At 72.6% G+C, this 17,222-nt stretch carries 15 protein-coding genes; 6 read left to right on the top strand and 9 right to left on the bottom strand.

Translation table 11 applies throughout. From position 1 onward, the window contains the following. Positions 1 to 53: 53 nt before the first annotated feature. The 3 genes from N6H00_RS02835 to N6H00_RS02825 form a co-directional block, all read right to left on the bottom strand. On the bottom strand, positions 54 to 1,154 hold the full coding sequence (locus N6H00_RS02835; protein WP_268969918.1) for a pectinesterase family protein: 1,101 nt from the start codon (positions 1,152 to 1,154) through the stop codon (positions 54 to 56). A gap of 475 nt (positions 1,155 to 1,629) precedes the next feature. Beyond that, complete coding sequence (locus N6H00_RS02830; protein ID WP_268969917.1) at positions 1,630 to 3,003, bottom strand: SWF or SNF family helicase; 1,374 nt, start codon at positions 3,001 to 3,003, stop codon at positions 1,630 to 1,632. Next, positions 3,000 to 5,936 (bottom strand): DEAD/DEAH box helicase, encoded by a 2,937-nt coding sequence (locus N6H00_RS02825; protein WP_268969916.1) that lies wholly within the window; start codon positions 5,934 to 5,936, stop codon positions 3,000 to 3,002. Before N6H00_RS02825 ends, N6H00_RS02830 begins: the two co-directional genes overlap by 4 nt. A gap of 130 nt (positions 5,937 to 6,066) precedes the next feature. On the opposite strand from N6H00_RS02825, the gene N6H00_RS02820 reads away from it, so the two are divergent. Beyond that, the gene (locus N6H00_RS02820; protein ID WP_030833957.1) at positions 6,067 to 6,249 is read left to right on the top strand and encodes a hypothetical protein; all 183 of its coding nucleotides are present in this window, start codon (positions 6,067 to 6,069) and stop codon (positions 6,247 to 6,249) included. Positions 6,250 to 6,599: 350 nt separating this feature from the next. Here N6H00_RS02820 and N6H00_RS02815 read toward each other — a convergent pair whose 3' ends face one another. Together N6H00_RS02815 and N6H00_RS02810 are read right to left on the bottom strand one after the other, a co-directional pair. Further along, the gene (locus N6H00_RS02815; RefSeq protein ID WP_268969915.1) at positions 6,600 to 7,394 is read right to left on the bottom strand and encodes a hypothetical protein; all 795 of its coding nucleotides are present in this window, start codon (positions 7,392 to 7,394) and stop codon (positions 6,600 to 6,602) included. Between the two features lie 104 nt (positions 7,395 to 7,498). Next, positions 7,499 to 8,035 carry a PadR family transcriptional regulator gene (locus tag N6H00_RS02810; protein WP_268976832.1) on the bottom strand — a complete coding sequence of 179 codons (537 nt, stop codon included), beginning with the start codon at positions 8,033 to 8,035 and terminating at the stop codon, positions 7,499 to 7,501. 100 nt (positions 8,036 to 8,135) lie between these two features. Here N6H00_RS02810 and N6H00_RS02805 point away from each other — a divergent pair, with 100 nt between their 5' ends. Then, entirely contained in the window at positions 8,136 to 8,903 is a 768-nt protein-coding gene (locus tag N6H00_RS02805) for an alpha/beta fold hydrolase (protein WP_268969914.1), read from the top strand. Here the strand turns inward: N6H00_RS02805 and N6H00_RS02800 are convergent. Then, positions 8,894 to 9,553, bottom strand: a complete 660-nt coding sequence (locus N6H00_RS02800) for a class I SAM-dependent methyltransferase (RefSeq protein ID WP_268969913.1) — start codon at positions 9,551 to 9,553, stop codon at positions 8,894 to 8,896. The two genes, N6H00_RS02805 and N6H00_RS02800, sit on opposite strands and share 10 nt — an antisense overlap. Before the next feature lie 284 nt (positions 9,554 to 9,837). On the opposite strand from N6H00_RS02800, the gene N6H00_RS02795 reads away from it, so the two are divergent. Together N6H00_RS02795 and N6H00_RS02790 are read left to right on the top strand one after the other, a co-directional pair. Further along, complete coding sequence (locus N6H00_RS02795; RefSeq protein ID WP_268969912.1) at positions 9,838 to 10,359, top strand: roadblock/LC7 domain-containing protein; 522 nt, start codon at positions 9,838 to 9,840, stop codon at positions 10,357 to 10,359. Next, positions 10,328 to 11,521: a zinc-dependent alcohol dehydrogenase gene (locus tag N6H00_RS02790; protein WP_268969911.1), complete on the top strand. Its 1,194-nt coding sequence runs from the start codon at positions 10,328 to 10,330 to the stop codon at positions 11,519 to 11,521. Before N6H00_RS02795 ends, N6H00_RS02790 begins: the two co-directional genes overlap by 32 nt. 53 nt (positions 11,522 to 11,574) lie before the next feature. Here the strand turns inward: N6H00_RS02790 and N6H00_RS02785 are convergent, their stop codons facing one another. Continuing rightward, the gene (locus tag N6H00_RS02785) at positions 11,575 to 12,003 is read right to left on the bottom strand and encodes a PPOX class F420-dependent oxidoreductase (protein ID WP_268969910.1); all 429 of its coding nucleotides are present in this window, start codon (positions 12,001 to 12,003) and stop codon (positions 11,575 to 11,577) included. A gap of 119 nt (positions 12,004 to 12,122) precedes the next feature. Between N6H00_RS02785 and N6H00_RS02780 the strand changes: the two genes are divergently transcribed. Both N6H00_RS02780 and N6H00_RS02775 read left to right on the top strand, forming a co-directional pair. Next, a complete protein-coding gene (locus N6H00_RS02780) occupies positions 12,123 to 12,527 on the top strand; it encodes a roadblock/LC7 domain-containing protein (RefSeq protein ID WP_268969909.1) in 405 nt (134 codons plus the stop codon). Between the two features lie 99 nt (positions 12,528 to 12,626). After that, entirely contained in the window at positions 12,627 to 13,589 is a 963-nt protein-coding gene (locus tag N6H00_RS02775) for a DUF6397 family protein (protein WP_268969908.1), read from the top strand. A 27-nt stretch (positions 13,590 to 13,616) separates the two neighbouring features. On the opposite strand, the gene N6H00_RS02770 is transcribed toward N6H00_RS02775, so the two are convergent. Beyond that, complete coding sequence (locus tag N6H00_RS02770; protein WP_268969907.1) at positions 13,617 to 14,507, bottom strand: acyl-CoA thioesterase; 891 nt, start codon at positions 14,505 to 14,507, stop codon at positions 13,617 to 13,619. A 61-nt stretch (positions 14,508 to 14,568) separates the two neighbouring features. After that, complete coding sequence (locus N6H00_RS02765; RefSeq protein ID WP_268969906.1) at positions 14,569 to 17,097, bottom strand: DEAD/DEAH box helicase; 2,529 nt, start codon at positions 17,095 to 17,097, stop codon at positions 14,569 to 14,571. Positions 17,098 to 17,222 lie beyond the last annotated feature (125 nt).

The following is a 17,222-nucleotide window of genomic DNA, read 5'->3' as shown; positions in this document are numbered from 1 at the left end:
TCCGGGCGCCGGTCCCGCCCCCCGACGGGACCGGCGCCCGGGGGCTCATCGGCTCAGGAGGGCTGCCAGCCGCCGAGCCAGTCGGCGATCTCGTAGTCCGCGGCCTGGGCGTCGGTCAGCTGCGGCCGGTCGGTGCTCGCCGCACCGGACCCGGCGCCGGTGTTCTTGTACTCCGCGAAGCGGTCGTCCTTCCAGGAGAAGCCGCTCATGTCCGTCCACGGTGTGGTCTTGATCGCGGCTGACAGATCCGTATTGCGGACGATCGCTTGCGGATCGAGGCTGGCATCGCCGCCCGCGTGCCAGGGACGGCCGAGGTAGAACGAGCGGCTGCTGACATCCCCGGTGATGTTGCTGTTGATGAACAGGAAGCCCTTCTTGCCGGCCGCCGTCGAGGGCGCCGCGACATAGCCGCCGGAGCTGCCGTCGTAGCGCTTGACGAGCCGGATCGCCGACTTGTTGATGACGGCGGAGGCCCGGCCGAAGATGAAGTCGACATTCCCCTGGATCCAGGCGTTGTTGATGTACACCCGGCCGGTCTTGTCCTTGCTCGCGGAGTCGAGCAGCAGGGTGTCCTGGTCGCCGACCGCGCCGATGTTGTCCAGCACGATCTGATCGCCCGCGGTGCGCAGCGCGACCGCCTGCTTGTCGGTGATGCTGCTGGTGGACTCGTTGAAGTCGTTCACGAACTGCAGATTGCGGGCCTGGAAGTCGTCGGCCTCGACGGCGACGGTCGCGCTGCCGCTGGTGCCGTAGGTCCCTCCGCCGGGCTTGGCGGTGCCGGAGGCGTTGTTGTAGACGATCGTCACGTCGTTCTTGCTGCTCGTGGTGCCGACCAGTCGGATGTGCGGCTTGTTGGCGGGGATCTTCACCGTCTCGCGGTATGTGCCGGGCTTGACGGAGATGGTGACGGCGGACGTGTTGTTCGCCGGCACCGCGTCGACGGCGGCCTGCACGGTGGTGTAGTTGCCGCTGCCGTCCTTGGCCACCACGATGGTGGCCGCCGCGGCCGTGGGCGTGGCGGCGTGGGCCCGGACGCCGTCGCCGAGCCAGCCGGCGGCCGGGGCGGCGGCGAGCCCGACGCCGGTGGCCAGGGCCAGGGAGCCGATGAGCGGAGCGGGGCGGCGCCGCCGGGGGCGCCGTGGGGTGAGGGGCATGGTCGCTGACTCCATCCCGTGGGGGCGTGCCGAGGAGGTTGACGCCTTACGGTCTCCACGGCACGCCCGAAGGTTGCCGCCCCGCCGCCGTCCGCCGGGCGGCTTCTTCCGGGCCGTCTCGTCTTCGGTGACCGGTCTGCTGGTTCTTCCGCCCGTCGGGTCCCCAGGCACCGGCCCGGCTGGACCCCCCGCCCGTCCCATCTGCCGTCGCCGGCCGCGTGGGACGGACCGGGAGGCCCGCCGCCGAGCCGTGTTCCGGCAGCGCCCCGGGCCGGGGCGACGGCCCGGGACCCGCTCCTTCCGCACGGGCGGCGATCCTTACGGCCGGACTGCTCCTTCTTACGGCTCGCTCCTTCTTATGGCCCGCTGCTTCTCATGGGCCGCTTCTTCCCATGGGCAGCGCCGTCGGCACCAGGGCCCCCTCCCCGCCCGTGGCCGGCGGCGGAAGGCATGCCGCCACCGGCCAGGCGCCGCGTCAGCCGTCGGAGCCGGGAGCTGCCAGCGCGGCGGCCGGGTCGGGCGCGGCCGGACCGGCCGGCCACCAGCGGCCGCGCTCCTTGCGGTACGGCCACCAGCGGCCGTCGCGTCCGTAGCGCACCTGGAGATCGGCGCCCACCACTGTCCAGCGGTTCCCCGTGGCGCGCAGCCGGGGCGCCCGCTCGTCCTCCTCCCAGGCGGCCGCGAGCTGGACGCGGGCACGGGCGAGCGTCTCCGCGTCCGGTGTCCACTCCTCCTCCAGGACGGCGAGCGCGGCGGCCCCGCCGTGCTCCCAGGCGCGCACGGCGCGCGCCAGATCCGTACGGTCGCGCCCGCAGCCCGCCGCGAGCCGGGCGGCGATCGGGGCCGGGGGAGCGGCGGCGGTCAGCCGCACCGTGTCCTGCCACACCGTCGGCGCGGCCGGGACCGGGGAGGTGGCGTGGCCGGGCGCGAGTGCCTCGGCCAGCAGCCGCCGGGCGCGTACGGCGGCGTCCGCCGCGAGGAACTCCAGTGCGGCGACGTCCAGTGCCCCGGCCGGGTCCGTGCCGCCGCCCGCCAGTGCCGGAGGCCGGCCGGGCGTGGCGACGGCGGGCGGCGGCGCGGGCAGCGGCGGCGGACCGGGCGCGGCGAACGCCTCCCGGGCCGGTACGCCCTCCGGGGCCGGGGGAGAGGCGTCCCGCACCGCCCGCGGGACGTGCCCGGCGGCCCGTGCCACGCTGCGCGCCTGGAGCTCGTCCAGCAGCTCCCGCTCCGCACGTCCGCGCATCAGCAGGAGCAGAAACGGATCCTCGTCCAGCAGCCGGCCGAGCTGGTAGCACAGCGCGGCGGTGTGCGGGCAGTGGTCCCACGCCTCACAGCCGCACTCCGGTTCCAGATCGCCTATCCCCGGCAGCAGTTCGACGCCCACGGCCGCCGCGTCCTCGGCCAGCTGCGGGGGCATGTCGCGGTCCAGCAGGGCGGCGATATGGCCGGAGCGGTCCGCGATCACCTCCAGCAGTCGGTCCCATTCCGCCTCGCCGAACTCCCGCAGCAGGACGTCGGACCGGTGGGGCGTACGGTCGCGGTCCCGCACCACGGCGGTGATCCGGCCCGGACGCACGCACACCGCGCCCACCGCCCCCTCGCGCGCGTGCTTGCGGCCGCGCCTCAGCTGCTCGCCGTCCAGCGCCGTATCCTCCAGGGCCTTCAGCCACGCCCGGCCCCACCAGGTGCGGGCGAAGCCGCGGCCGCGCGCGGGCGGCAGCGCGGCGAGGGTGCGCTCGGGGCGCGTGCCCTCGCTGTCGGCGCCGTGGGAGCCGGAGCCCCCGGCGCGAGCCGCTGCCCGCGCGCCGTCCCCGTCCGGTCCGTCGTGGATGTACTCGGCACGGCTCATCGCTCGGTCCCCCTCAGCTCCACGAGCTCCGCCAGCTCGGCGTCGGTCAGTTCGGTCAGCGCGGCCTCGCCGGAGCCGAGCACGGCATCCGCCAGCTCCCGCTTGCGCGTCAGCATCGCGGCGATGCGGTCCTCCACGGTCCCCTCCGCGATGATGCGGTGGACCAGCACCGGCTGGGTCTGGCCGATGCGGTACGCGCGGTCGGTGGCCTGCGCCTCGACGGCCGGGTTCCACCAGCGGTCGTAGTGCACGACATGCCCGGCCCGGGTGAGGTTGAGCCCCGTGCCCGCCGCCTTCAGCGACAGCAGGAACACCGGGACCTCGCCGTTCTGGAAGCGCCGCACCATCTCCTCGCGCCGCGCCACCGGCGTACCGCCGTGCAGCAGCTGGGCCGGCACCCCGCGGGCGGCCAGATGGGTCTCGAGGATCCGTGCCATCCGGACGTACTGGGTGAAGACCAGGACGCTCGCGCCCTCGGCCAGGATGGTGTCCAGCAACTCGTCGAGCAGCTCCAGCTTGCCGGAGCGCCCGGGGATCACGGGGCGGTCCTCCCGCAGATACTGCGCCGGGTGATTGCAGATCTGCTTCAGACCGGTGAGGAGCTTGACGATGAGCCCGCGCCGGGCGAGACCGCCGGTGCCGGAGATCTCGGCGAGGATCTCGCGCACCACCGCCTCGTAGAGCCCGGCCTGCTCTGCGGTGAGCGCGACGGCCCGGTCCGTTTCGGTCTTCGGCGGCAGCTCGGGGGCGATGCCGGGGTCGGACTTGCGGCGCCGGAGCAGAAAGGGACGGACCAGTTTCGCCAGCCGCGCGGCGGCCTCGGGGTCGCTTCCGCTCTCCACGGCCTGGGCGTAGCGGCTGCGGAACGCGCCATGGGTGCCCAGCACTCCCGGCGTGGTCCAGTCGAGGATCGCCCACAGCTCGGAGAGGTTGTTCTCGATCGGGGTTCCGGAGAGCGCCACGCGTGCCTTCGCGCCAATGGTGCGCAGCTGTCTCGCCGTGGCCGAGAACGGGTTCTTCACATGCTGCGCCTCGTCCGCGACCACCATGCCCCACGGCCCGGCGTCGGCCAGCCGCCGCGCGTCGAGCCGCATCGTGCCGTAGGTGGTGAGGACGAACTCGCCGTCCGCGAGGCCGTCCAGGCTGCGCGCGGGCCCGTGGTAGCGGCGCACGGCGGTGCCCGGCGCGAACCTCTCGATCTCGCGCCGCCAGTTGCCCATCAGGGAGGTGGGGCAGACCACCAAGGTGGGTCCGGACGCTTCGGGGACGTCTCGGCGGTGCAGATGGAGCGCGATCAGGGTGATGGTCTTGCCGAGCCCCATGTCGTCGGCGAGACAGCCGCCGAGGCCGATCGAGGTCATACGGACCAGCCAGTCCAGGCCGCGTAGCTGGTAGTCGCGCAGCGTGGCGGCCAGGGCGGCGGGCTGCGGCACGGGCGGCCGCTGGGCACCGCCGGTCCCCTCGGGGTCGGCGAGGCGGTCCCGCAGGGCCGCCAGCCAGCCGGTGGGCCGCACCTCGACATCGGTGCCGTCGGCCTCCGTGCGACCGGTAAGGACGGCGCCGAGGGCGTCGGCGGGGGTGAGTTTGCGGTCCTGCCGGTCCCGGACCCGGCGCACCGCCTCGGGGTCGAGGAGGACCCATTGGTCGCGCAGCCGCACCACCGGCCGGCTGGCCTCGGCGAGCCGGTCGAGCTCGGCGCGGGTGAGCTCCTGGTCGCCCACGGCGAACCGCCAGCTGAACCGGAGCAGCGCGTCGGCGGAGAGGAAGGCCGGGAACCGGGGCTCGGCACCGTCCTGGGCGTCGTCGTCCGGGCCGATGACGGCACGGGCGGTGAGCCCGCGGACCAGCTCCCTGGGCCAGTGCACCTGGACTCCGGCGGCGTCCAGCGCGCCGGCCACCTCACCGAGCAGCTCGGTGACCTCCTCGTCGGCGAGGTCGATGGTGTCGGGTACGGCGGCCGACAGCAGCGGGGCGAGCGGCGCCCAGGCGCGGGCCGCGCGCCGCAGGGTCAGCAGTGCGTCCATACGGGCGCGCGGACCGAGGGCGGGGGCGATGGGTGAGGTGCCCGCCCAGACCTCGGCGGCGTCCGCGACCAGTGCCGGGTCGGTGAGGCTGTGCAGCTGGAGGACGGCACGGAAGCGCGGCCCGTCCGCCTTACCGTCCCCGCCGCCGGTGTGCAGCAGCTCGATACGGAGCGACAGCCGCACCCCCGTGTCGTGCCCGGCGGCCACATCGGCGGCCCAGGCACGCTGTTCGGGCAGCCGCCGGGGCGGGGTGGCGGCGAAGGCGGGGCCGCCCGCGGCCAGTGACGCGGCGGGCGAGCGCGGCAGCCCGTCCGCCACCGCGTCGAGGAACGCGCGCACGAGCCGCTCGGGCTCGGGCAGCAGCACCGGATCGGAGGCGGGCAGCGGCGTCGCGTGCGCGGTGGGCGGCATGGCGGCGGCCAGCTCACGCACCCGCGTCAGATCGTCGGGGGTGAGCGGGCCGACGCGCCAGGCGTCGTGGTCGGTGGCGGTCAGTCCCGGCAGCAGCCTGCCGCGGGCCGCGAGCTGGAGGGCGAGCACGGCGGCGGCGCCCCAGAAGGCCGTGGCGGGGTCGCACTCTCCGGGACCGGCCTGGGCGGCCCGCGCCCGTGCCCGGGTGAGCACCGGCAGCGCCTCGCCCAGGGGCAGCACGAGCGCCCGTACGGTGCGGGTTCGGACGGCGGGGCCGGTGGGGCTGGTGGGGCCGGTGTCGGGGCCGTCCGGGACGACGACCGTCAGCTCCTCGGCGGAGCCGGTGTCGGGGCCGGAAGGGGGCGCCCCGTCCGGCCGCCAGAAGGCGACCCGGCCGGTGCGTGCCGGGTCGCCGGGCAGGAAGACCGCGGTGCAGCGGCAGAGTTCGGCGACGTCGGAAGGTGTTGCCGCGGAGGGTGGAGTCACAGCGCTGAGCATTCCTCAAATTTGACTAGTGGAGCCCGAGTCGCCCGAGGGTACAGGACGACGGCGCGAGGAGGAACCGGGCGCCGCCGGTGTCCGTTGTGTGGAGTGAGTACGGCTATGGGCCGTGAAGGAGGCGGGTGAGATGTCCACGCGCGCGAAGGTCGCCGCCGGTGGTGTGGTGGTGGGTGTGGCCCTGCTGTGGGTGTTGCCCTTCTGGGCGGCGGTGCTGGTGATCGTGGGAGTGCCGGCGGTGGCCTATCTGCTGCTGGACCCCTCCCAGCGCCGCAGGCTGCGCAGGGTCTCCCGTAAGCAGCTGGGCCGTTGAAACAGCCCGCTCATTGAAACAGCCGGGTGGTTGAGGCAACCAGGTCGTTGAGGCAGCGGGTCGCCCAGCGCGGCCGCGGAAGGCTGCCGGCCGGACTCGTGATCACGGGCGGTGCGCACCCGGGAGTGACCGCGCAGCACCGATCGCGGACCGCCCGCGACCCATTGAGGGTCCGGCCGGCTGGGGAGCGGGGGCCATGACCGCTCAGGCCCGGGACGGCACCCCGCGCCCAGGACGGCCCCCTGGGCCCAGGGCGGCACCTCGGGCCCAGAGCGGAGAGGGCAGCGGCGACCGCGCGGGCGGCGGGTCTCGCAGGCGGCGCCGCGACCGGCCCGGGTGGGGACCGGCTCTCAGAGGGGGCGTACGGCCAGTTCGTCCAGCGCCGTCAGCAGCCCCGGCAGTTCGGGGCCGCGGCCCACCGGCAGCACCTCGCCCGGCGCGTCGTCCAGCAGCACGAACGCGATGTCATCGGTCCGCGCCACCATGCTCCAGCCCGGCCCGTCGGCCCGGAGCGTCCGTGCGTCACCGGAGGCGAACGCCGAGCGGATCCGGCCCGGCGGCGGGGGCGACTCCAGATAGCCGCGCGCTTCTTCCAGCACCCGCCGCACGCCGGTGTGCGGCTTCTCGCCGGGGGACACGAACGTCACGTCGCTGTCGACCTGCTCGCGCCAGATCGCCCACTGGAGCGCGATCTCATCGGCGCCGAGCCGTCGCTGAGCCGGGCCCCACCGCTCGGCGTCCGGCGGCGCCAGCGGTGCCCTGGCGGCGTCCCCCAGCTCGGGACCGGGAGCGGGGTCATGGGGGGCCGGTATGCCGGGGGCGGCCACGGCCACCGCGAGCGGCCAGCCGGGGAGCGAGGCGACCACCGTCCGGTCGTCGATGGCCAGGGCGTACTCCATCCCGCAGTCCCAGGTGGCGATGGCGCAGGCCACGAGCGAAACGTCGTCGGTGACCACCGTCCAGCGGGCACCGTCGCCGTCCTGACCCAGCACCAGTCCGTAGCCCGTCTCGTACGGCTCCAGCCCGAGCACGGCACACGCCTCGGGATAGTCGTCGCCGAGCACGCTCGGAAATTGAGCGGGTGTCAGCAGCACCGCGGTCAGCACATACAGCGCCTCGTCGCCTGACTCCTCCGTGGCGGGCACGGCAGCCTCCTCCTGGGCTCGCGGATCCGAAGGGACGATCCGTCGTCGGCGCACCTTAACCACCCAGTAGCCATGGAGTCGAGAGATCGGGCCGCGGCCGGTCCTCAGTCGTCGGCGGCCGCCCGGAGCGTGTCCAGCGTGCGCCGCAGCCAGGACAGTTCGGCCTGGCTGGTGGCGCGGGCGATGGTGAGGATGCCACGCCGGAAGGGGTCCTCCACCTCCTCGGCCCGCAGCGGCCGGTCGCCCTCGTAGAAAAAGCTCGACGGCTGCCGCAGAAAGGCCATCCGGCGCTCCAGCAGCTCCGCCTGTGCCGCCGGGTCGTCCAGGTGCCGCAGGAACGCCAGCACGGTGAACCAGCGGTTCTCGTCGGTGATGGCGTTGTCGGGCGGATGCGCGAGTCGGCGGCGCAGCTCCGCGCGGCCCTCGGCGGTCAGGGTGAGGACGTGCCGGGGCGCTGCCCCCGCGCCCGGCTGGGGCCGGCGGGCCAGCAGACCGGCCTTCTCCAGCCGTTTGATCGCCGGATAGAGGGTGCTCTCGGCCACTGGTTTCACATGTCCGGTGAGCGCGGCGATCCGCTTGCGCAGCTCATAACCGTGCAGCGGTGCGTCGTGCAGGAAGCCCAGGATGGCGAGTTCGAGCATGGCCGCATTGTGCCGCATGACCGTGGTACCTCGCAGGCGCAATACATCGCAACCGAGGTATTCTCCGGTCCGACGCGAACCGTAAGGCGGGAGGAAGGCCATGCAGCACGCCTCATTCGGCCCGGAGGGGGCCCTCATCGGATGGACCGGCACGGCGGGGGACGGGGACGGCGGCGCGGCGCGCGTGTATGTCCATGGGCTCGGCGCCACATCGGCCGTCTATCACGCCCATATCGCCGCCGTACCGGCCCTCGCCGGCCGAAGGTCGCTCTTCGTGGACCTGCCCGGCCATGGGATCAGCGACCGTCCCGCCGATTTCGGCTACACACTGGAGGACCACGCCGACGCGCTGGCCTCGGCCCTCGACGCGGCCGGGGTGCGGGGCGCCGAGCTCATCGGGCACAGCATGGGCGGATCGGTCGCCATCGTGCTGGCGGTGCGCCGTCCGGAGCTGGTGTCCCGTCTGGTGCTCACCGAGGCCAATCTCGATCCGCACCCGCCGTCGGCGGCGGGCAGCAGCAAGATCGCCGCGTATACGGAGGATGCTTTCGTGCGCGGCGGCGGTTTCGAGGAGACCTTGGAACGGGTCGGACCGGTGTGGCGGGCGACGATGCGGCTCGCCGACCCGACCGCCCTGCACCGCAGCGCGTGCGCGCTGGTCCGCGGCACCCGGCCGACCATGCGCGAGATGCTTCTGGGTCTGGACGTTCCCCGCACCTATCTGATCGGCGGGCACACCGGGAAGCTCCCCGGGCATGAGGAGCTGACGGCGGCCGGAGTGGCGGTCCGCACCGTGCCCGGGGCGGGACACAACGTGATGTTCGACAACGCCCCCGGCTTCGCGGCGGCGGTCGTGGCTCAGCCCTGAGCGTTCCGGTCCGGGCCGTTCCGCCCGGCCTGGCCCGGTTCGCGGACGGAGAGCGCGAGAAAGCGCGTCGCCTCGTCGGTGTACGACTCCAGACGCCAGCCGGCGCCGGCCAGCAACGGCCGTAGCCGGGGTTCCGCCCGCAGATCGTCAGGGGTGAGGGGGCGGCCGTGGCGGGCGGCGAGAGCGGCCCGCCCCACCGGATGGAACAGCGCGAGCCGCCCACCGGGACGCACCACCCGGGCCAGTTCGCGCAAACCGTCCACCGGATCGGCGAGATGGGAGATCAGCCCGGCGGCGAACACCGCGTCGAGGCAGCCGTCGCGCAGCGGCAGCCGCGCCACATCGGCGAGGACCAGGTCGGCGAAGCCGTCCCGGCCCTCGCGTACGGCGGCGTCCAGCATGGCGGGTGTGAGGTCCACGCCGAGGACGGTCCCGCCGGGGCCGACCGCGGCGCGCAGCGCGGGCAGCGCCCGCCCCGTACCGCACCCCGCGTCCAGTACCGCGTCGCCGGGGCGCGGCCCGAGGTCGGCGATGGCGGCGGCGTAGGCGGGGCCGTCGTCCGGGAAGCGGCTGTCCCAGCCGGCCGCCCGGGGGGTGAAGAAGTCCCTCACGTCGGCCGCGCTGTTTCCGTGGGAGGGCTCATGTGGCACGGGAACTCCTGGGACACCTTGGATACGACAGATACGACAGATACGACAGATGCAACGGATGTGACGGATACGACGGTGAAGCGATGCGATGGGCAAGCAGCCTACGCCGCATCGAGTGCAGATTCGGACGCCGATCGATCGCTCTGGCATCTGACTCTGTCAAATTTCAACGGGTTCCGTAATGCGCCCCCAATGTGCGCCCCCACCGGGTCTAGCGTCCCTGGCCCAGGGGGACATCTGGAGCGCCGCCCGGCGCGGCGCATCCCGACCGAGGGAGACCGCCCATGACCAAGCCTCGCAGCGCTGCCGCACGCTCCATGGCCGATCTCGACCGTATTCTGAACGATCTCGTGGGCCAGGCCGCAGGTGTACGCCATGCCGTGGTGCTCTCCCGCGACGGGGCGAGCGTCAGCGCGTCCCGCGGACTCTCTCGTCAGGAGGCCGAGCACCTGGCCGCCGTCGCCTCCGGCTTCCACCACCTCGCCGCAAGCACAGGCCGCCGGGGACGGGGCGGCTCGCCCCGGCAGACGATGATCGAGACGGCGGCGGGCGCCCTCTTCGCCGCCGCGCTGGCGGACGGCGCGTGTCTGGCCGTCCTGGGCACCGTGGGCGCCGACCCGGCCGTGGTCGCCGAGGAGACCGACCGGCTCGTGGCCCTGGTGGACCGCGGGCGCGGACCGTGGTCCCGCCGCCGACGGTTCGGCCGGGTCCGCGCGGGTACCCGGAACACCCCTCGGAAGACGATGCCGACGACCACGGCGAAGGGACACGGCGATGCGAGCGGTGACGTGGCAGGGTCGACGTGAGGTGACGGTGGAGACGGTGCCGGACCCGATCATCAAGGAGCCGACGGACGCGATCGTCCGGATCACCACCACCGGACTGTGCGGTTCCGACCTCCATCTGTACGAGGTGCTCACACCCTTTATGACCCCCGGCGACATCCTCGGCCATGAGCCGATGGGCATCGTCGAGGAGACCGGCCCGGAAGTGACGAACCTCAGGCCCGGCGACCGTGTCGTGGTGCCGTTCCAGATCGCCTGCGGGCACTGCTGGATGTGCCGCTCCGGTCTGCCCACACAGTGCCAGACCACCCAGGTCGTCGAGCACGGTATGGGCGCGGAGATCTTCGGCTACACCAAGCTCTACGGCGCGGTGGCCGGCGGTCAGGCGGAGTATCTGCGGGTGCCGCAGGCCCAATACGGTCCGATCAAGGTGCCCGAAGGGGTCCAGGACGACCGCTGGGTCTATCTGTCCGACGTGCTGCCCACGGCATGGCAGGCGGTCGAGTACGCGGCGGTTCCGCGCGGCGGCACGCTCGCGGTCCTGGGGCTGGGACCCATCGGAAGCATGGCCTGCCGGGTGGCGAGGACACGGGGAGCGGCCGACCGGGTCATCGGTGTGGACCTGGTCCCCGAACGGCTGCGCCGAGCGCGCGCCGACGGCGTCGAGGTCTACGACCTCAACGACTTCTCCCATCAGGAGGACCTGGTCGAGGCCGTCCGTTCGGCCACCGACGGCCGCGGACCGGACGCGGTCATCGACGCGGTGGGAACGGAGGCCCACGGCAGCCCGGTCGGCCGGACCGCCCAGCGGGCCACGGGTTTCCTGCCGCGGGACTGGGCCGCCAAGCTCACGGAGAAGGCCGGGGTGGACCGGCTGGCGGCGCTGCGGCTGGCCATCGCGCTGGTGCGGCGCGGCGGAACGATCTCCCTCAGCGGGGTCTACGGCGGCATGGCCGATCCGCTGCCGTTGATGACCATGTTCGACAAGCAGATCCAGCTGCGGATGGGCCAGGCGAACGTGCGGCGCTGGGTCGACGACATCTTCCCGCTGCTGACGGACGAGGATCCGCTGGGCGTGGACGCGTTCGCCACCCACCGCATGCCGCTGGAGGAGGCACCCCGCGCCTATGAGATGTTCCAGCACAAGGAGGACGGTGCGATAAAGGTCCTCATGCGCCCCTGAACGTCGGATGGGCGGGGGTGCGGCATGAAGGGATGGATTCCGGTCGAATCTCGCTAGTCGGCGACGCCGGAGAGCGCGAGCGCCTTGTCGATACGGACCCTGACCAGCAGCTCGCCCGGCACACCGTTGCGGGCGCCGTACTCCTCGGCCCGGTCCTCGCCCATGTAACGGGCGGCGATCCGGGTGGCCCAGTCGCGGACCTGCTTCAGGTCGTCGATGAGTTCGGCGTGCCCCCGCAGCGTGACGAAGGCGAACGGCGGCCTGTCGTCGTCCACGCAGATGGCGACCCGGCCGTCCCGGGCCAAGTTGCGTCCCTTGACCGTGTCCTGACCTGTGTTGAAGACGAGGTCGTCACCGTCGAGCAGGAACCACACGGGGGCCAGGTGCGGGCTTCCGTCGGCCCGCACGGTCGACAGTTTCGCGGTGCGGGTGCCCTCCATCAGGAACTTCTGCCACTGATCCTTGGTCATGTTCTGTGCCATGTCCCCATCCTGCGTCAATCAGCACACAACCGAGAGCTGACGGGCGGGGTGGGTTGCCCGGACGGCGGCAGTGAGAAAGGCTGGCACGCAGCCGAAGGGGAATAGGGGAGGAATCGGGAATGGCACTGAACGAGGGGCTCGACTGGTTACTGGACGACCTGACCGAGCGGATCGCGGAGATACGGCATGCGCTGGTGCTGTCCAACGACGGGCTGGTGACGGGGGCGAGTTCCACTCTGGTGCGCCAGGACGCCGAGCATCTGGCTGCGGTGGCCTCCGGGCTGCACAGCCTCGCCAAGGGGTCCGGGCACCACTTCCGGACGGGCCGGGTACGGCAGACGATGGTCGAATTCGACGAGGGCGTCCTCTTTGTCATGGCGGCGGGGGACGGCAGCTGCCTGTGCGTGCTCACCGGTCCGGACGCCGATGTGGGGCAGGTCGCCTACGAGATGACGCTGCTGGTCAACCGGGTGGGGGAGCATCTGGGGGTCGAGGCCAGGCAGGAGAGCGGCACACCCGGATGATGCCGCGCGGGAGTTATCCACAGGCCTGACGGACCGTCTTGCTTCGCGGCTATCGTCGTCACTGTCAGTGATTGAGGCAGTGCGGGGGAGGACGTCGCCATGGCAGTGCGGGTGGATCAGGAACTGCGGGAGCGCTGGGAGCCGTGGGGCCTGGAAGGGCTCGGAGAGCCGAGCGGGCCGGGGCAGGCGAGCGGACCGGGAGATCCTCGCGGACCGGCGGGGCCGGGCGCATCGGGGGAGAGCGTCGCGTTCGAGGCGGCGGCTCGGGCGCTGGGGCTCAAACCGCGTGAGTTCGAGCTGGCCGTGCAGCTGGGAGAGGTGCGTACCGTCACCACCGGTCTGGGTCGGCGGGTGGCGTGCGAGGAGCTGAGGCGGGTGACCGCCGCGGAGGGCTTCCCGGAGGCGCTCATCGCCCGCCTCCGCGTGGTCGGCACGGCGGAGGGAGCGGAGCTGCTGGGCATCAGTCAGGGCCGGCTCACCCGTCTGGCGCGCGGGGGTTTCTTCGCCCCGGTCCGGTTCTATGTCAACCGCTACCGGGCCGTCGTATGGCTCTATCCGGCCACGGAGCTGACCGAGTTCGCGGTCAGGCAGCCGGAGTTGCTGAGCGGCCGCACCCCGCCGGGGCTGAGCGCCGCACTGGCCGCCGGGGAGGACTGGCGGGCCGCGAAATGGCGCCGCCGCAGGGTCGGCGGGTTGCTCACCCAGACCGAGGACCCCTGGGAGCGGGCCGCGGTCCTGGCCTGCGTGCTGGGCTCCGTCGAACTGGCCTCGGCCGTGTCCGATCCGTACGAGCGGGCCCATCTGCGGGAGCTGCGCCCCGCGCTCGTCCGGATGCGCCCCGAGGCCGGCGCGGTCCGGGACGTCATCGACACGGTGGTCACGGCGGACGATCCACGGGAGATCCGGCGCTATCGGGCCGCCCTCGCCTCCGCCCTGGACGACGCCCGCCGGGCCCGGCCCGCGCCGCGCCCGGCCGCCGGGGCGGAGCGACCGCTCGATGACCGCACCCGGGCTCCCGGCCTCCCGCGGAGCCTGTGGCAGAAGCTGGTCGGCAGGCGATGAGGCACGGCGCGGCACACCACGGTGGGCTCAGCCGCCGTCCGCCGGCCCTGCGCCGGGCGGCAGCGGGCGGAACAACCCCTCCTGCACCACCGACACCAGGAGCCGGCCCGCACGGTCGTAGATCTGGCCGCGCGCCAGTCCCCGGCCGCCCGTGGCCACGGGCGACTCCTGCTGGTAGAGGAACCACTCGTCGGTGCGGAACGGCCGGTGGAACCACATGGCGTGATCGAGGGAGGCCATGTCGAAGCCCCGCGGGCCCCACAGCGGCTCGACCGGTACCCGCACCGCGTCCAGCAGCATCATGTCGCTCGCGTAGGTGAGCGCGCAGGTGTGCACCAGCGGATCGTCCCCGAGCGGCCCCACCGCGCGCATCCACACGGCGCTGCGCGGCTCCACGCCCTTGAGCTCCTCCTCCGTCCAGCGCATCCGCTCCACATAGCGGATGTCGAAGGGCTGTCGCCGCTCCATGCGGGCGAACGCCTCGGGGAGCGAGCCCAGATGGGAGCGAACCTCGTCGGCGAGGGTCGGCAGATCTTCCGGTCCGGGCACCTCGGGCATCGGCAGCTGCTGCTCGATCCCCGGCTCAGGAGAATGAAAGGAAGCCGTCAGATTGAAGATCGTACGACCCTGCTGGATGGCGACGACCCGGCGGGTGGTGAAGGAGCGCCCGTCCCGGACCCGCTCCACCTGGTACACGATGGGCACGCCCGGCCGCCCCGGCCGCAGGAAGTACGCGTGCAGCGAGTGCACCGGGCGCTGCCCGTCGGTGGTCCGCCCGGCGGCCACCAGCGCCTGGCCCGCCACCTGCCCGCCGAACACCCGCTGCAGCGACTCATCGGGGCTGCGGCCGCGGAAGATGTCCAGTTCGATCCGTTCCAGATCGAGCAGATCGACCAGACGCTCGGCGGGATTGGTCATCGGTGGTGCTCCTTCACTGAGGGGGCCGGGCCGGTCCCCGGCGCGCATCGCCTCCAGGAGGCTACAACTGGCCCACCTCGGTGACCCGGACCACCGCCCGGCCCTCCTCGTCGGAAGCGGCGAGGTCGACCTCGGCCGAAATGCCCCAGTCGTGGTCGCCGTTCGGGTCGTCGAAGGTCTGCCGCACCTGCCACAGCCCGTGCTCGGCGTCCTCCTCGATCCGCAGCAGCTTCGGCCCGCGGGCCTGCGGTCCGGTGCCGAGCTCCGCGTACTCCTCCCAGTACCCGTCCATCGCCTCCGCCCAGGCGTCCTCGTCCCAGCCGGAGTCGGCGTCCATCTCCCCCAGCTCGGCGACCTTGTCCAGCGCGGCGAGCTCCACCCGGCGGAACATGGCGTTGCGGACCAGCACGCGGAAGGCGCGGGCGTTCGCGGTGACCGGCCTGACCTGGTCGGCGCGCTCCTGCGCCTCCTCCGCCGACTCCTCCTCCGGGTTGGCCAGCTGCTCCCACTCGTCGAGGAGGCTGGAGTCGACCTGCCGCACCATCTCGCCGAGCCAGGCGATGATGTCCTGGAAGTCATCGGACTTCAGATCGTCCGGCACGGTGTGGTCCAGGGCCTTGTAGGCGCTGGCCAGGTAGCGCAGCACGATGCCCTCGGTGCGCGCCAGGTCGTAGAACGAGGTGAACTCGGTGAAGGTCATCGCCCGCTCGTACATGTCGCGGATCACCGACTTGGGCGACAGCGGATGGTCGCCCACCCATGGGTGGCTCTTGCGGTAGAGCCCGTAGGCATGGGACAGCAGCTCCTCCAGGGGCTTGGGGTAGGAGATGTCCTGGAGCCGCTCCATGCGCTCCTCGTACTCCACGCCGTCCGCCTTCATCGCGGCGACCGCCTCACCGCGCGCCTTGTTCTGCTGGGCGGCCAGGATCTGCCGGGGATCGTCCAGCGTCGACTCGACGACCGAGACCATGTCCAGGGCGTAGGAGGGGGATTCGGGGTCCAGCAGCTCGAAGGCGGCCAGCGCGAAGGTGGACAGCGGCTGGTTGAGCGCGAAGTCCTGCTGGAGATCCACCGTCAGCCGGATGACCGGCCCGTCCCCCTTCTCGCCGTCGGCGCCCTGCGGCTCCACCTGCTCGACCACCCCGCCGTCCAGCAGCGAGCGGTAGATCGCGATCGCCCGGCGGATGTGCCGCAGCTGGTTCTTGCGCGGCTCGTGGTTGTCCTCCAGCAGGTGGCGCATCCCCTCGAAGGCGTTGCCGGGACGGGCGATGACCGACAGCAGCATGGCGTGGGTGACCCGGAAGCGGGAGGTGAGCGGCTCCGGTTCGGAGGCGATGAGCTTCTCGAAGGTGTTCTGGCCCCAGTTGACGAAGCCCTCGGGCGCCTTCTTGCGCACCACCTTGCGCCGCTTCTTCGGATCGTCCCCGGCCTTCGCGAGCGCCTTCTCGTTCTCGATGACATGCTCGGGAGCCTGGGCCACCACAAAGCCCGCGGTGTCGAAGCCGGCCCGTCCGGCCCGGCCCGCGATCTGGTGGAACTCCCGGGCCCGCAGCGTCCGCACCCGCTGGCCGTCGTACTTGGTCAGCGCGGTGAACAGCACCGTGCGGATGGGCACATTGACGCCCACGCCCAGGGTGTCCGTACCGCAGATGACCTTGAGCAGTCCGGCCTGCGCCAGCTTCTCCACCAGCCGCCGGTACTTGGGCAGCATGCCCGCATGGTGCACGCCGATCCCATGCCGGACGTAACGGGACAGGTTCCGGCCGAACTTGGTAGTGAAGCGGAAGTTGCCGATCAGCGAGGCGATCTCGTCCTTCTCGGCGCGCGTGCACATATTGATGCTCATCAGCGCCTGGGCCCGCTCGACCGCCGCCGCCTGGGTGAAGTGCACGATGTAGACGGGCGCCTGCTGCGTCTCCAGCAGCTCGGTCAGCGTCTCGGTCAGCGGCGTCGTCCGGTATTCGTAGCTCAGCGGCACCGGCCGGGTCGCGGACCGTACGACCGCGGTGGGCCGCCCGGTGCGCCGGGTCAGGTCCTCCTCGAACCGGCTCACATCTCCGAGCGTCGCCGACATCAGGATGAACTGCGCCTGCTCCAGCTCCAGCAGGGGGATCTGCCACGCCCAGCCCCGGTCCGGCTCCGCGTAGAAGTGGAACTCGTCCATCACCACCTGGCCGATATCCGCGTCCTTGCCGTCCCGCAGGGCGATGGACGCCAGCACCTCGGCCGTACAGCAAATCACCGGCGCGTCCGCGTTGACCGACGCGTCCCCGGTCAGCATCCCGACGTTCTCGGTGCCGAAGAGCTTGCACAGCTCGAAGAACTTCTCCGACACCAGGGCCTTGATCGGCGCGGTGTAGAAAGTGACCTCGTCCCGGGCGAGCGCGGCGAAGTGGGCGCCCGCCGCGACCAGGCTCTTGCCCGAGCCGGTGGGGGTGGACAGGATCACATTCGCCCCGGACACCACCTCGATCAGCGCTTCCTCCTGGGCGGGGTAGAGCGAGATGCCCCGCTCCTCGACCCAGGTGGAGAACGCCTCGAAGAGTGCGTCGGGGTCGGCGTCGCTCGGCAGCTGATCGATAAGAGTCACGTCCCTATACTGCCTGGTTTCCCCGCCGGGACGGGAACCGGCTGTGCGGACGAAGATCGTCCGCCGTTAGGCTGGGCCGGGCCGAAGCAGTCAACTCCCGTGCGGACGCGGGAAAGAACAGGGGC

It is taken from the genome of Streptomyces sp. S465, assembly GCF_026898115.1.
GTDB lineage: Bacteria > Actinomycetota > Actinomycetes > Streptomycetales > Streptomycetaceae > Streptomyces > Streptomyces luomodiensis.
The sequence above is the reverse complement of the archived record's forward strand: the minus strand, read 5'-3'. Positions and strand labels throughout refer to the sequence as shown.